Source organism: Streptococcus sp. FSL R7-0212, assembly GCF_038007985.1.
Lineage (GTDB): Bacteria > Bacillota > Bacilli > Lactobacillales > Streptococcaceae > Streptococcus > Streptococcus parauberis.
Window position 1 is genome coordinate 831,282 of the sequence record NZ_JBBOYF010000001.1, and the last position, 15,023, is coordinate 846,304.

At 35.5% G+C, this 15,023-nt stretch carries 12 protein-coding genes and 1 pseudogene; all 13 read left to right on the forward strand.

Annotation, left to right across the window (positions count from 1 at the left end; translation table 11 throughout):
• Positions 1-10: 10 nt before the first annotated feature.
• The 13 genes and pseudogenes from dapB to fni all read left to right on the forward strand — a co-directional run bounded on the left by dapB (position 11) and on the right by fni (position 14,975).
• Positions 11-778 carry a 4-hydroxy-tetrahydrodipicolinate reductase gene (dapB, locus tag MKY69_RS04330; RefSeq protein WP_100083892.1) on the forward strand — a complete coding sequence of 256 codons (768 nt, stop codon included), beginning with the start codon at positions 11-13 and terminating at the stop codon, positions 776-778.
• On the forward strand, positions 775-1,986 hold the full coding sequence (locus MKY69_RS04335; RefSeq protein ID WP_340791043.1) for a CCA tRNA nucleotidyltransferase: 1,212 nt from the start codon (positions 775-777) through the stop codon (positions 1,984-1,986). Before dapB ends, MKY69_RS04335 begins: the two co-directional genes overlap by 4 nt.
• The gene (locus tag MKY69_RS04340; protein ID WP_340791044.1) at positions 1,979-3,856 is read left to right on the forward strand and encodes an ABC-F family ATP-binding cassette domain-containing protein; all 1,878 of its coding nucleotides are present in this window, start codon (positions 1,979-1,981) and stop codon (positions 3,854-3,856) included. The genes MKY69_RS04335 and MKY69_RS04340 overlap by 8 nt, the downstream gene beginning before the upstream one ends.
• 3 nt (positions 3,857-3,859) lie before the next feature.
• Positions 3,860-4,333 carry a GNAT family N-acetyltransferase gene (locus MKY69_RS04345; protein WP_003105038.1) on the forward strand — a complete coding sequence of 158 codons (474 nt, stop codon included), beginning with the start codon at positions 3,860-3,862 and terminating at the stop codon, positions 4,331-4,333.
• 102 nt (positions 4,334-4,435) lie between these two features.
• Positions 4,436-6,172 (forward strand): ABC transporter ATP-binding protein, encoded by a 1,737-nt coding sequence (locus MKY69_RS04350; protein WP_003102488.1) that lies wholly within the window; start codon positions 4,436-4,438, stop codon positions 6,170-6,172.
• Positions 6,172-7,941, forward strand: a complete 1,770-nt coding sequence (locus tag MKY69_RS04355; protein WP_003106602.1) for an ABC transporter ATP-binding protein — start codon at positions 6,172-6,174, stop codon at positions 7,939-7,941. Before MKY69_RS04350 ends, MKY69_RS04355 begins: the two co-directional genes overlap by 1 nt.
• Before the next feature lie 130 nt (positions 7,942-8,071).
• Positions 8,072-9,418: an NADP-specific glutamate dehydrogenase gene (gdhA, locus tag MKY69_RS04360; protein ID WP_340791047.1), complete on the forward strand. Its 1,347-nt coding sequence runs from the start codon at positions 8,072-8,074 to the stop codon at positions 9,416-9,418.
• 65 nt (positions 9,419-9,483) lie between these two features.
• Complete coding sequence (locus MKY69_RS04365) at positions 9,484-9,894, forward strand: peptide deformylase (RefSeq protein WP_003104023.1); 411 nt, start codon at positions 9,484-9,486, stop codon at positions 9,892-9,894.
• 97 nt (positions 9,895-9,991) lie between these two features.
• Positions 9,992-11,020: pseudogene (locus MKY69_RS04370) on the forward strand (ABC transporter ATP-binding protein); the annotation flags it as partial.
• 162 nt (positions 11,021-11,182) lie between these two features.
• Complete coding sequence (mvk, locus tag MKY69_RS04375) at positions 11,183-12,061, forward strand: mevalonate kinase (protein WP_003105664.1); 879 nt, start codon at positions 11,183-11,185, stop codon at positions 12,059-12,061.
• A complete protein-coding gene (gene mvaD, locus MKY69_RS04380) occupies positions 12,043-12,978 on the forward strand; it encodes a diphosphomevalonate decarboxylase (protein WP_003104536.1) in 936 nt (311 codons plus the stop codon). The genes mvk and mvaD overlap by 19 nt, the downstream gene beginning before the upstream one ends.
• Positions 12,979-13,980 carry a phosphomevalonate kinase gene (locus tag MKY69_RS04385; RefSeq protein ID WP_003104029.1) on the forward strand — a complete coding sequence of 334 codons (1,002 nt, stop codon included), beginning with the start codon at positions 12,979-12,981 and terminating at the stop codon, positions 13,978-13,980. It begins immediately after the preceding gene.
• Positions 13,980-14,975, forward strand: coding sequence for a type 2 isopentenyl-diphosphate Delta-isomerase (gene fni, locus MKY69_RS04390; RefSeq protein WP_340791049.1), 996 nt, complete (start codon positions 13,980-13,982; stop codon positions 14,973-14,975). The genes MKY69_RS04385 and fni overlap by 1 nt, the downstream gene beginning before the upstream one ends.
• Positions 14,976-15,023 lie beyond the last annotated feature (48 nt).

Genomic DNA, 15,023 nt, shown 5'->3' on the forward strand with positions numbered 1-15,023 from the left:
TAGGACAGACATGAGTATAAAAGTAATTATTGCTGGTTTTAATGGAAAAATGGGATCAACGACGCTGAATATGGTTAAATCAGAAGCTGATTTAGAAGTTGTTGCTTTACTTGATCCGAAAGCAGTTGAAAAAGAAATTGAGGGCATACCTGTTTTCAATTCTATAGAAGATTTAGTTGGTTTTGATGCAGATGTTTGGGTTGATTTTACAAATCCTGCAGTAGCATATGAACATACTTTTTTTGCGCTTACAAATGGCTTTTGTCCAGTTGTTGGGACGACTGGTTATACCAACAGTCAATTAGAAGAGCTTTATCAACTTTCTAAAGTTAAACAAGTAGGTGGATTAATTGCTCCAAATTTTGCCATAGGTGCCTTACTTTTAATGGAATTTGCAGCTAAAGCAGCTAAATATTTCCCAGATTTAGAAATTATTGAGTTGCATCACAATCAGAAAAAAGATGCTCCTAGTGGTACAGCAATGAAAACTGCAGAAATGATTACTCGGTCTAAGGCAGATTGTACAGAATACAGAGTTGAAGATGAAGAATTACTTGCTGGAGCTCGAGGAGCTAACTACAATGGAATCCATATCCACAGTGTCCGCTTACCAGGACTAGTCGCTCATCAAGAAGTAATTTTTGGTGGTCCGGGAGAAGGCTTGACAATTCGCCATGACTCCTATAATCGAGACTCTTTTATGCAAGGTGTTAAGATTGCAATAAAAGAAGTTATCAAAAAAGATCAATTAGTATACGGATTAGAGAATTTACTATGAAATTAATGACAATGCCTTCTGAATTTCAGAAGGCTTTACCAATATTAAAGAAAATAAAAGATGCTGGATTTCAGGCCTACTTTGTTGGTGGTGGAGTCAGAGATATTCTTTTAGATAGGCCAATTCATGACGTAGATATTGCAACATCATCCTATCCTCAAGAAACGAAAAATATTTTTGAAAGAACTGTTGATATTGGGATTGAACATGGAACAGTTTTAGTCCTTGAAAATGGTGGTGGGTATGAAATCACTACCTTTCGAACTGAGGATGTTTATGTTGATTATCGAAGACCTAGCCAGGTCTCTTTTGTGCGTTCTCTGGAAGAAGATTTAAAAAGAAGAGATTTTACAGTTAATGCATTAGCGTTGGACGAAACTGGACAAATAATTGATGCTTTTACCGGCTTAGAAGACATAAAAAACAAAGAATTACGGGCAGTTGGAAAAGCCGAAGAACGTTTTGAAGAAGATGCTTTACGGATTATGCGAGGGTTTCGCTTTTCTGCAACATTAGACTTTTCTATTGAAAAAGAAACTTTCGTAGCAATGTGTTCACATGCCCCATTATTAGAAAAAATATCAGTTGAACGCTCTTTCATTGAATTTGACAAATTACTTATTGCAGATAAATGGAAGAGAGGCTTACGCCTTTTAATTAATGCTAAAGCACATCTCTACCTCCCTGGTTTAGCCAATAAAGAGAGTGAACTACGAAATGTGCTATTGGAAGTAGCGGATGATTTTATTTATAGCAATAGTCCACAAGCTTGGGCCAATTTGATTCTGACATTACAAGTAGAAAGTCCAAAAGAATTTCTAAAAAGCTGGAAAACCTCCAATGATTTCCAAAAAATTGTCACTAAAATGATTAATTTATATCAGATAAGATTGTCATCATCCTATAATAAATCAACGATTTTCAAGTATGGAAAAGACTTAGCTTATCTATGTGAAAATTTAAGAGAAGCAAAAGGTTTAGAAGCTGAATATAATTTAATAGATGAGTTTGATAAAGAACTAATTATTCATGATAAACATGAAATTTGTGTTAATGGCGGAACATTAATAAAAGAATTTGGGATGAAACCAGGTCCACAATTAGGTAGTTTGTTGAAGAAAATTGAAATTGCTATTGTAGAAGGTAGTCTTGCAAATCAAAAAGCAGATATTTTGGCTTTTGTTGCTAAGGAGAAAGTGAATGAGTGACTTATTAGTTGAAAAATTAAGTAAGACCGTTGGAGATAAAACAGTATTTAAAGACATTTCATTCTTAATACATGATTTTGACCGAGTTGGTATTATTGGGGTTAATGGAACTGGGAAAACAACACTACTTGATGTTCTTTCAGAAAAAATTGGTTTTGATGGGGATATCTCTCCAATAACAAAAGCAAATGGTTATAATATTGCTTACTTAACGCAAGATCCGGTGTTTGATGATCAAACCACCGTCATTGACACAGTCCTTTCTTCGGATTTACAAGAAATGCAATTAATTAGACAATATGAAAAGTTAATGGCAGATTACTCAGAGTCTAACCAAAGTCTTTTAGAAAAAGTAATGGCTGATATGGATCGATTAGATGCTTGGTCGATTGAAAGTGATGTCAAAACAGTTCTTTCGAAATTAGGTATTCATCAACTACAAGCAAAAGTAGGCTCATTATCCGGGGGCTTGCGTAGACGTGTCCAATTGGCTCAAGTTTTACTTGGCTCGGCGGACCTCTTGCTCTTAGATGAACCTACCAATCACTTGGATATAGATACTATTTCTTGGTTGACTAATTATTTAAAAGCTAGCAAAAAAACAGTGCTTTTTATCACCCACGATCGTTATTTCCTTGATAGTTTAGCAACTCGTATTTTTGAACTTGATAATGCAAATTTGACAGAGTATCAAGGGAATTATCAAGATTATGTCCGTTTAAAGGCGGAACAGGATGAGCGAGACGCTGCAAACTTACATAAAAAGAAACAGCTCTATAAACAAGAACTAACTTGGATGAGACGTCAGCCACAAGCTCGAGCAACAAAACAACAAGCTCGAATAAGTCGATTCCATAACTTAAAAACAGAAGTTCATGTTGATAATAATCAAAATCAACTTGATATAAATTTTGAAACGAGTCGTATTGGCAAAAAAGTAATTAGTTTTGATCATGTAACATTTGGCTATGATGATAAGAAAGTGATTAATGACTTTTCACTAATTATTCAAAATAGAGACAGGATTGGGATAGTTGGTGATAACGGCGTTGGGAAATCGACCCTTCTTCATTTGATTAATGCAGATTTGCAGGCTCAATTTGGAAAAATAGACATTGGTGAAACAATAAAAATTGGCTATTTTTCACAACAAATCAAAGATATGGATGTCAATAAACGGATGATTACTTATTTGCAAGAGATTGCGGATGAAGTAAAAACAAGCGGTGGTTCAACTAGTATCAGTGAATTATTAGAACAATTTCTCTTTCCAAGATCTACTCATGGTAGTTTAATCTCAAAATTATCAGGTGGTGAGAAAAAAAGATTGTATCTCTTGAAAATCTTGATTGAGAAGCCCAATGTTCTCCTATTAGATGAACCGACCAATGATTTGGATATTGCCACTTTGACTGTTTTGGAGAGTTTTCTGCAATCATTTAATGGTCCCGTAATTACTGTCAGTCATGACAGATATTTTTTAGATAAGGTAGCAAATAAAATTCTAGCTTTTGAAAATGGTACAATCAGAGAGTTCTTTGGAAACTACAGTGATTATTTGGACGAAAAAGACTTTGAAAAAAATGAAATCAGCCAAAGTTTGAAACAAGAAAGTCTTAAAGTGACAAAAAAAGTTATGGTTAATCAGAAGAAGCGCATGTCTTATCTAGAGAAAAAAGAATGGGCAGAAATTGAAGATAAAATTGCCCAACAAGAAGATAAGATAGAAGCGACTGAGCAAGAGATGCAAACTATTTCAACATCAGATTACGGCCAACTAATGGATCTGCAAGCATCTGTTGAAAAAATGAATAAAGAACTCTTAGAGATGTATGACCGTTATGAGTATCTTAGTGAACTAGAGGAATAATCTATGACAATCCGACCTATCGAGGAAAAAGATGACCAAGCTATAGCCCAAATAATAAAAAAATCCTTAGAAGCAGTAGGTTTGGACCAAGAGGGAACAGCATATACCGACCCACAATTAAATCACTTAACAAGTTACTACAGTGAAGCGCCGAAATCACAGTATTTCGTGATGAGTAGTGAAAACAAAATTCTAGGCGGAGCAGGGTATGCTAGACTAACACCTGAAATAGCAGAATTACAAAAATGTTATGTGACAAAAGAAGCTCGTCGTCAAGGAATTGCTAGCGCACTCATAGAACACCTTGAGCAAGAAGCCAAGGAACATGACTATCAAGCTATCTATTTGGAAAGCTCGTCGCTTTTAAAAGAAGCTATCAGTTTTTACCGTCATCATGGTTATGAAAAATTATCAAAACCATTACCTAATAATCAAAACCATCATGCTATGGATATTTGGATGATGAAAAAATTGTAATTATTTGAAAATTATAGGATAAAAAAAATAATTTATGTTACACTAGAATAAAGTAAGGAGTGCTGCTAGCACTTCTTTTAATGTATCAAATGGAGGTGTTGAATGGGATTAATTTGGTCTTATTTAAAAAACAAAAAGTATTGGCTGTTTTTAGATTTTGTAGGAGCTATTTTTTTCGTATTAGTTAACTTAGGACTCCCGACAATTTTGGCCAAGATGATTGACCAAGGAGTTGTTCAAAACAATACAGATGCTTTATATTATTGGGCTATGATGATGTTTATCATTGTTGTCTTAGGAGTTATTGGACGTATCATTCTATCCTATGCTTCCAGCAAATTAACAACAACAATGATTAAGGAACTTCGCAATGACATGTACAGCCGCTTGCAGGACTATTCTCATACGGAGTATGAGAAAATTGGTGTCTCATCATTGGTGACTCGGATAACAAATGACGCCTTTGTACTTATGCAATTTGCTGAAATGTCATTAAGATTAGGTGTTGTGACACCATTGATGATGATTTTTTCTGTGGTGATGATACTATTAACCAGTCCTTCGCTTGCTTGGATTGTGGCTGTATTGATGCCATTACTAGTTTTTGTAGTTATTTATGTTGCTATCAAAACCAAACCCTTATCTGAGAAACAACAAAATACGCTGGATAAGATTAACCAGCTTGTTCGCGAAAATTTAACAGGTTTACGTGTTATCAGAGCTTTTTCAAGAGAGGACTTTCAAGAAGAACGTTTTGCTCAAAAGAACCAAGAATATGCTGAAACATCACGTCAATTATTCACACTGACTGGTTTGACAGAGCCTTTATTTGTCCAAATTATTATTGCAATGATTGTAGCAATTGTCTGGTTTGCTTTAGATCCTTTAACAAATCAAGAAATCAAAATTGGTGACTTAGTAGCATTTATTGAATATAGTTTCCATGCCATGTTCTCTTTCTTGATGTTTGCCAATCTCTTTACCATGTACCCTCGCATGTCTGTTTCAAGCAAGCGAATTAATGAAGTGCTGGATATGCCAATTTCAATTTCCAAAAATGAGGATGGGATTACTGAAAGTGAAACTAAAGGTTACCTTGAATTTGATAATGTTACCTTTTCTTATCCTGGAGAGACAGAAAATCCTGTCCTTCAAAATATCTCATTTAAAACAAAACCTGGGGAAACCATTGCTTTTATTGGATCGACAGGGTCAGGTAAGTCATCCCTTGTTAATTTAATCCCTCGATTCTTTGATGTTACATTCGGGAGAATACTGGTCGACGGCATCGATGTCAGAGATTACCAACTAAAAGCTTTGCGTGCAAAGATAGGCTTTATTCCACAAAAAGCTCTGCTATTCACCGGGACTATCGAAGATAATCTAAAATATGGAAAAGCAGATGCTAGCCTACCAGAACTAGATCAAGCCACAGAGGTTTCTCAGGCTCGCGAATTTATAGCCAGCCGTGAGGAAGGTTATCAAACGCATTTGGCTGAGGCTGGAAGCAATCTATCTGGAGGACAAAAGCAAAGATTGTCGATTGCCCGAGCAGTCGTTAAAAAACCAGATATTTACATCTTTGATGATTCCTTCTCAGCATTAGATTATAAGACAGATGCCGAATTAAGAAGACGCTTGAAAGAAGTGACGGACAATGCAACTGTCTTAATTGTCGCTCAGCGTGTTGGAACAATTATGGATGCTGATCAAATCATTGTTCTTGATCAAGGACAAATTGTTGGTCGAGGGACGCATGAAGAATTACTTGAAAGTAATGAGATTTATGCTGAAATTGCCAAATCTCAATTAAATAGTAAAAAGGAGGTGGCTGACTAATGACAGAAAAACATGTATTCAAAAGAATCTGGACTTATCTTAGGAAATATAAAACATCATTAATTTCAGCTGTCCTTTTAAAAGTCGTTAGTGCCTTAATGAGTTCTTTAGAGCCTTTTGTCCTTGGTCTTGCTATTACAGAGATATCAAATAACCTCATTGAGATGGCTAAAGGAGTAGAAGGGGCAGGGATTAATAAATCTTATATTGCTTTTATCCTCTTCTTATATTTTATCCGTGCTGTCTTTTTTGAAATCGGTTCATATGGCTCTAACTATTTTATGACCAAGGCTGTACAATCAGGGATAAAAGATTTACGTCAGGACTTAAGTCATAAAATTAATAAAATTCCAGTTTCTTATTTTGATAAGCATCAATTTGGAGATATGTTGGGACGCTTTACATCCGACGTAGAAACTGTCTCAAATGCTTTACAACAAGCCTTTTTGCAAATTGTTAATGCCTTCTTAACGATTACTTTTGCAGTTATTATGGCCCTTTATATTAATGCGCCTTTGGCTTCAATTTTGATTATTAGCGTTCCTTTAATCTATTTTTCTTCTCAATTTGTCTTGAAAAAATCACAACCCTACTTTAAGGAGCAAGCTAAAGTATTAGGGGATATGAATGGTTTTGTTCAAGAGAATTTAAGCGGATTTAATATTCTTAAATTATATGGTCGCGAGGATCGATCTGAGGAAGACTTTCATGCCATCACAGATCGCCTTCAAGAAGTTGGGTTCAAAGCAAGTTTCTTATCTGGGATTATGATGCCCGTATTGCATTTTATCTCTGACTCGGTCTATATGATTATAGCCCTATTAGCCGGACTCCAAGTTTTGGCAGGAAAACTAGCTATTGGTAATATGCAGGCTTTTGTTCAGTATATCTGGCAAATTAGTCAGCCGATTCAAACAATTACCCAATTAGCTCCCGTTCTTCAAAGTTCTAAATCATCACTCGAACGGATTTTTACGGTTCTTGATGAAACTGAAGATCTTTCTAAGGAAAATGTCTCACTAACAGTGCCCTTGACAGGACAAGTATCCTTTAATCAAGTTGACTTTTCCTATAATGATTCTAAGTCACTGATTAAAGATTTTACCTTAGACGTTGAACCTGGTGAAATGATTGCTATCGTTGGTCCGACTGGCGCTGGTAAAACAACTTTGATAAATCTTCTTATGCGTTTCTATGATGTTAAGAGTGGCTCAATTACTGTAGATGGGATGGATATTAGAGAGATTTCTAGGCAAGCCTATCGTCAGCAATTCGGGATGGTTTTACAGGATGCTTGGTTGTTTGAAGGGACTATTCAAGAGAATCTTCAATTTGGGAATTTGTCGGCGACAGAAGATGATATCATTCAAGCCGCTGAGACGGCCAACGTTGATCACTTTATTAGTACCTTGCCTGGCGGTTATCAGATGATGATGAACCAGGAATCAAGCAATATTTCTCTGGGGCAAAAACAACTCTTAACTATTGCGCGTGCGCTGTTAGCAGATCCGAAAATACTGATTTTGGACGAGGCTACCTCATCAGTCGATACCCGTTTAGAATTATTAATTCAAAAAGCGATGAAACGCTTGATGAAAGGTAGAACAAGTTTTGTGATTGCTCACCGTTTATCAACGATTCAAGAAGCAGATAAGATACTAGTTCTAAAAGATGGCCAAATTATTGAACAAGGAAGTCATTACAATCTCCTAGAGGCTCGTGGATTTTATTATGATCTCTATTATAGCCAGTTCAAAACATCCAATTGAAATCTTAAACTCCTTTCAAATTTTTGAAGGAGTTTTTTCAATTTTTATTTGAGTAAAAGCTTGACAAGAATATTCTGAAAATTTATAATAATTATTATCTTATTAAAAGAGTTCAGAAAGGAAAGATTGAATGACAGGAAAAGAATATGTAACAAGTGTCTTTGAACAAGTAAAAGCAGAAAACTCTCACGAAAAGGAATTCTTACAAGCAGTTGAAGAGGTATTTCAGTCGCTCATCCCCGTTTTTGATAAATATCCTAAGTATGTAGAAGAAAATATTTTAGCTAGATTAGTGGAACCAGAACGAATTGTTTCATTCCGGGTTCCATGGTTAGATGATAAAGGACAGGTTCAAGTTAATAGAGGCTACCGTGTACAATTTTCATCAGCCATTGGTCCTTATAAAGGTGGTTTACGTTTCCATCCTTCTGTTAACCAATCAATTGTTAAATTTTTAGGCTTTGAACAAATCTTTAAAAATTCATTGACAGGTTTACCTATTGGTGGTGGTAAAGGGGGATCTAACTTTGATCCTAAAGGCAAATCAGATAATGAAGTCATGCGTTTTGCCCAAAGCTTTATGACAGAACTTCAAAAATATATTGGTCCAGATATGGATGTACCTGCGGGAGATATTGGTGTCGGTGGTCGTGAAATTGGATATATGTATGGTCAATACAAACGACTTAATGGATATCAAAATGGTGTTCTTACAGGTAAAGGATTATCTTTTGGTGGTTCACTAGTACGTACTGAAGCAACAGGATATGGATTGGTTTATTTCACACAAGAAATGTTGAAAGCTAATGGTCAAGATTTAAAAGGAAAGAAAGCAATTGTTTCCGGTTCTGGAAATGTGGCTATCTATGCAATTGAAAAATTACATGAATTAGGAGCAAAAGTAATTGCTGTTTCTGATTCTTCTGGTTTTGTTCATGATTCTGAAGGAATTGATTTGAAATTATTAAAACAAATCAAAGAAGTTGACCGTGACAGAATTGATGTCTATGCAGAGAAACGTCAAAAAGCTGAATTTACTAATACTGAAAAGGGTTCAATTTGGTCACTCAAGGCTGATTTAGCCTTTCCATGTGCAACTCAAAATGAACTTACTGAAGATGATGCAAAAGCATTAGTTGAAAACGGAGTTATTGCTGTTGCAGAAGGTGCAAACATGCCTTCAACGCTAAAAGCAGTAGCAGTTTTCCAAGAAGCTGGTGTATTGTTTGGGCCAGCAAAAGCAGCTAATGCAGGTGGGGTAGCTGTTTCAGCTTTAGAGATGGCTCAAAATAGTGGTCGAATGGCATGGACATTTCAAGAAGTTGATGAGAAATTAATAGACATTATGACATCTATTTACACAAATACTGCTGAAGCAGCAAAAGAATTTGATTGTGAAGGAAATCTTGTCGCTGGAGCTAATATTGCTGGCTTCTTAAAAGTTGCTGAGGCAATGTCTGCCCAAGGCATAGTCTAAACCTAAAAAGAACTCACTGAGTTCTTTTTTTGATATACTAATAATGATAAAGAAAAGGGGAAAATATGTTAAGAACCATTGTAAAAGATCCATTATTTCTTTCCGAGAAAGCACAAGTTGCAACAAAAGAGGATTTATGGATAGGCAAAGATTTGCAAGATACCTTGACCTATCACCGTGATCGCTGTATTGGCCTCGCAGCCAATATGATTGGTGAAAAAAAAGCTGTTATCATTATTAGTATGGGGTTTGTTGATTTGGTCATGTTTAATCCTCAAATTATTAAGCAATCTGATGTTTACCAAACAGAAGAGTCTTGTTTATCATTAACTGGCTCAAAACCAACTAAACGTTTTGAAACAATTACTGTACGGTATTTAGATATGAATTGGCGTGAAAAAAATCTTACTCTTACAGGATTACCAGCACAAATTTGTCAACATGAGATGGATCATTTGGAAGGAAAATTAATATAAAAAAGGTATAACTTAATAGTTATACCTTTTTTTAATACTTATTCACTCACTACAACATTTCCATTACGATCACGATATACTTTGTTTACCATGTCATGACGACCTCATCATTTTTGCTGATTCAGTTGCCTCTTGGACTTTGACCGAATTTATAAAATATACAATCATTTCAGCATTACTGGCATTTATTGGTTATCAATTTTTGCAAGGACAGACTAGTATGTCAGTTGGGAAATTATTTATCTATATTAATTATTTGATGCGCTTATTTGATTTATTAGGTAATATGGTAAGACAGCTTCCAAATATTCAACGCTCAACAACAACTGGTAAACGACTAATGAGCTTGTTGGAAAAAAAGACAGAAGAGGAACAGTCCGAAGAGATTAAGGTGGTTAATGGGGATGTTGTATTTGAATCAGTTGACTTTGCTTATACCACCAATAAATTAGTCTTGTCAGATATTTCTATTTCAACTAATAAAGGGGAAACTGTCGCACTTGTCGGACATACCGGTTCGGGAAAATCCTCAATCATGAATTTATTGTATCGTTTCTATGACCCACAAAAGGGTATCATTACAATCGATGGTCAATCAATTCATGAATTTTCAAAAGAAAGTCTCCGTTCACAGATGGGAATTGTCCTTCAAGATCCCTATCTTTTTACTGGAACAATCGCTTCAAATATCAGGATGGGAAATATGTCCTATAGTGACCATGAAGTAGAAGATGCATTAATCAAAGTTGGTGCAAAAAAAATGCTAGATAGATTGAAAAACGGCATTAATGAACCTGTTTATGAAAAAGGTGCTTCTTTTTCAAGTGGAGAAAGACAATTAATTGCCTTCGCAAGAACCTTAATTGCTAATCCCAAAATCCTTATTTTAGACGAAGCAACCTCACATATTGATACTGAAACAGAAGAAATTATCCAGGCAGCCATGGAGGTTCTGAAGACTGGTCGAACGACTTTTATCATTGCCCATCGTCTATCAACCGTTCAATATGCTAATCAAATTCTAGTCCTTGATAAGGGAAGAATTGTTGAGCGTGGAAATCACTTTTCACTTCTAAAACAAAATGGAATATACGCACAAATGGTTAAACTACAAGAAACTGTATAAAAGAATCCACATAGTCGGATTCTTTTTTTGAAAATTAATGAAAATTTTCTATATTTTCTTCGTGACTTTCTAAAACAATGGTTCCTTATCGCAATTTTTAGCTATTTAGTGTAAAATAGTAAGGTAAAAGTAAAGATTAATTTATTTGAAAAGACAAGGTTTATGAGTAAAAAAATAGGAATAGGTAGAGCCCACAGTAAAATTATTTTAATGGGAGAACATTCAGTTGTGTACGGTTTTCCAGCAATAGCTTTACCCTTAAAAGATATTGAAGTAGTCTGCCGAATTAGGAGAGCAGAAAAAAAATTAGAATTTGATTTTTATGATACGCTGTCTACAGCTATTTTTTCTGCCCTTGATTACTTAAAGATTAAAAATCAGCCAATTTCATATGAGATAACTTCTCAGGTTCCTCAAAGACGTGGAATGGGTTCATCTGCAGCAGTTTCAATAGCTGCCATACGAGCAGTATTTTCATATTTTGATCAAGAATTAAGTGATCAATTATTGGAAATTTTGGTCAATAAAGCAGAGATTATTGCACATACAAATCCCAGTGGTTTAGATGCAAAAACTTGTTTGAGTGATCAGGCAATTAAGTTTATTAGAAATGTTGGATTTGTCAGCTTAGAAATTAATCTTGATGCTTATTTGGTGATCGCTGATACAGGTATTCATGGCCATACTAGAGAAGCAGTCAATAAGGTTGCGAAGTTTGAAGAAAGTAATCTTCCACATTTAGCAGCCTTAGGGCAATTGACGGAAGATGTGGAAGAAGCTATAAAAGCCAAAGATGTCATTAGCATTGGTCAAAGCATGACACAAGCACACGAGCACTTAAAGGCAATAGGTGTCAGTGTTGAAAAATCAAATCAATTAGTTGAAGAAGCACTAAAACAGGGTGCACTTGGTGCTAAGATGTCTGGTGGTGGCCTTGGAGGTTGCATCATCGCACTTGCAAATAGTCAAAATGATGCCGTGGTAATTAGTCAGGCACTAGAGGAAAAAGGGGCAGTAAATACGTGGATACAAAAACTGTAAATGTTAAATCATATGCAAATATTGCAATCATCAAGTATTGGGGTAAAGATGATGCCCAAAAAATGATCCCTACCACAAGTAGCATTTCACTCACACTTGAAAATATGTACACTGAAACAAGTCTCTCATTCTTACCTGTCGAGGCACAAGCAGATCAATTTTATATTGATGGACAATTGCAGAATCAAGCCGAGCACGCAAAAGTTACAGCGATCATTGATCAATTCCGTCAAGAAAATCAACCATATGTCAAAGTTGACACTGAAAATAATATGCCGACAGCTGCTGGCTTGTCATCTAGTTCAAGTGGATTATCAGCGCTCGTGAAAGCCTGTAATGAATTATTTGAAACTGATCTATCCCAAAAAGAATTAGCCCTAAAAGCTAAATTTGCATCAGGATCTGCTTCACGCTCATTTTTTGGTCCTTTAGCAGCATGGGATAGAGAGAGTGGTGAAATCTATCCAGTTGAAACAGATTTGAAATTAGGCATGATTATGTTAGTTATTAACGATGCCAGAAAGCCTGTTTCAAGCCGCGAAGGAATGAAACTATGTCGTGAAACATCAACAACCTTTGACAAGTGGAGAACAGAATCAGCCCAAGATTACAAAGATATGCTTGCTTATCTAAAAGCAAATGATTTTGAAAAAGTTGGACAATTAACAGAAAAAAATGCATTAGCTATGCACGCAACAACGAAAAGTTCTACCCCATCATTTTCATATTTAATTGAAGGATCCTATAAAGCAATGGATAAAGTAAAAGAATTGCGTCAAGCTGGTTTTCAATGTTACTTTACCATGGATGCTGGACCAAATGTAAAAGTTCTATGTCTGGAAAAAGATCTTGAACAATTAGCATCAATCTTTGAAAAAGACTTTGACATCATTGTCTCTAAAACTAAGGAATTATAAATGACAAATTTTCAAGTTGAAACTGGTGGAAAGCTATATATTGCAGGGGAATATTCGATTCTAAAAGCTGGTCAAGTTGCCTTGCTCAAGTATATTCCAATTAAAATGACAGCAACTATTGATAGTTCAGACGATTTTTTGATTAAATCAGACATGTTTGACTATTCTGTTGATCTCACTCCTGATACCAATTACCAATTAATCCAAGAATCAATTGCAACTGTCGCTAATATATTAAGAAAAGATAGAAATGACTTGAGACCATTTCAATTGCATATTAGTGGCAAGCTAGAAGAAAATGGTAAAAAATATGGTATTGGTTCAAGTGGTAGTGTTACTGTATTAACCATTAAAGCACTAGCAGCCTACTATCAAATTCATCTGTCCAATGATTTATTATTTAAACTAGCTGCATATACACTTTTAAAATTAGGTGATAATGGATCAATGGGTGATATTGCTTGTATTGCATTCAATCAAACTGTGGCTTATTGGTCATTTGACCGCGCAGCTATTGCCCAAAAGATTAAAGACTTAAGTTTTGAGCAAGTCATGAAATTAGACTGGGGTTACAAAATTGAAGTGGTTCTTCCTAAGTTAGACTGCCAATTTATGGTTGGCTGGACCGGGCATCCGTCGATTTCAAAGAACATGGTCAAAAATGTCATCTCAAAAATTGACCAAGGCTTTTTAAAGCATACACAGGAAGCAACACTAGCCGTGATAGAAGCCTTGAAAACTGGTAACAAATTAGAATTTATTAGTGCTCTTGAGCAAGTCAATCAAGAGTTGCTAAAATTAGATTCGGCTATTTATACAGCTGATCTACTGTCTTTGAGAGTGGCTAGTCTTGACCTAGATGCCATAGCTAAATCCTCCGGATCAGGCGGTGGCGATTGTGGTATTGCTTTTGTTTTTAATGAAAGTGAAAGTGATATCCTCAAAGAGAGATGGGCCAAAGAAGAAATCCATGTAATCTATCAGGAAAGATTGGGTGACTAATGACCAACCGTAAAAATGATCATATAAAATATGCTTTAAAGTACGAATCAGACTATAATTCCTTTGACGAAATAGAATTGATTCATTCATCATTGCCTAGTTTTGATTTAAAAGATGTTGACTTATCGACACATTTTGCAGATCAAGACTTTGACATTCCTTTTTATATTAATGCCATGACTGGTGGTAGTGAAAAAGGCAAAGCTGTCAACGAAAAATTGGCTCGAGTAGCTGAAGCTACTGGCATTCCTATGGTGACTGGGTCCTATAGCCCTGCTTTAAATAATCCACAAGTTAAATCATCTTTTCAATTGCGACAAGTTGCTCCCAAGATGCTCCTTGCAACCAACATTGGATTGGACAAGTCAGTTGACTTGGGTCTTCAGACAGTTGCGGATATGGATCCTATTTTCTTACAAATTCATATCAATCTGATGCAAGAGTTACTGATGCCTGAAGGTGAAAGAACTTTTAAAAATTGGGAAAGTAATCTGAAAGATTATGTTGAACAAATAAAAGTACCTCTTGTATTAAAAGAAGTTGGATTTGGCATGGATCGCAAAACAATTGAACGGGCTCGAGATATTGGCATCAAGACTTTTGACATTTCTGGCCGAGGTGGAACCTCCTTTGCCTATATTGAAAATCAACGAGGTGAAGGACGCTCTTATCTTAATAATTGGGGCCAAAGCACTGTTCAGACCTTATTAAATATTCAAGATATGTCAAATGAAGTGGAAATTTTAGCTTCAGGTGGCGTTAGAAATCCTTTGGATATTGTAAAAAGTTTAATCTTAGGTGCGCGTGCCGTGGGCATGTCACGAACCATGCTTTCCTTAGTTGAAAGATATCCCGAAGAAAAAGTTATTGCAATTGTCAATGGATGGAAGGAAGACTTAGCTATCATTATGTGCGCCCTAAATTGCAAAACAGTAGCTGACTTGAAACAAGTTGATTATTTACTATATGGCAGATTAAAAGATGCAAACTCTTAAACATTTGAAGAAATTCAAATGTTTTTTTCAAAAAGAAGACAAGAAAAA

Bases quoted from the DNA above. Each gene is read 5' to 3' on its own strand.
- mvk (WP_003105664.1), top strand. From the start codon at position 11,183: ATGAGTAAAAAAATAGGAATAGGTAGAGCCCACAGTAAAATTATTTTA.
- MKY69_RS04350 (WP_003102488.1), top strand. From the start codon at position 4,436: ATGGGATTAATTTGGTCTTATTTAAAAAACAAAAAGTATTGGCTGTTT.
- MKY69_RS04365 (WP_003104023.1), top strand. From the start codon at position 9,484: ATGTTAAGAACCATTGTAAAAGATCCATTATTTCTTTCCGAGAAAGCA.
- dapB (WP_100083892.1), top strand. From the start codon at position 11: ATGAGTATAAAAGTAATTATTGCTGGTTTTAATGGAAAAATGGGATCA.
- gdhA (WP_340791047.1), top strand. From the start codon at position 8,072: ATGACAGGAAAAGAATATGTAACAAGTGTCTTTGAACAAGTAAAAGCA.
- MKY69_RS04335 (WP_340791043.1), top strand. From the start codon at position 775: ATGAAATTAATGACAATGCCTTCTGAATTTCAGAAGGCTTTACCAATA.
- fni (WP_340791049.1), top strand. From the start codon at position 13,980: ATGACCAACCGTAAAAATGATCATATAAAATATGCTTTAAAGTACGAA.
- MKY69_RS04340 (WP_340791044.1), top strand. From the start codon at position 1,979: ATGAGTGACTTATTAGTTGAAAAATTAAGTAAGACCGTTGGAGATAAA.
- MKY69_RS04385 (WP_003104029.1), top strand. From the start codon at position 12,979: ATGACAAATTTTCAAGTTGAAACTGGTGGAAAGCTATATATTGCAGGG.
- MKY69_RS04345 (WP_003105038.1), top strand. From the start codon at position 3,860: ATGACAATCCGACCTATCGAGGAAAAAGATGACCAAGCTATAGCCCAA.
- MKY69_RS04355 (WP_003106602.1), top strand. From the start codon at position 6,172: ATGACAGAAAAACATGTATTCAAAAGAATCTGGACTTATCTTAGGAAA.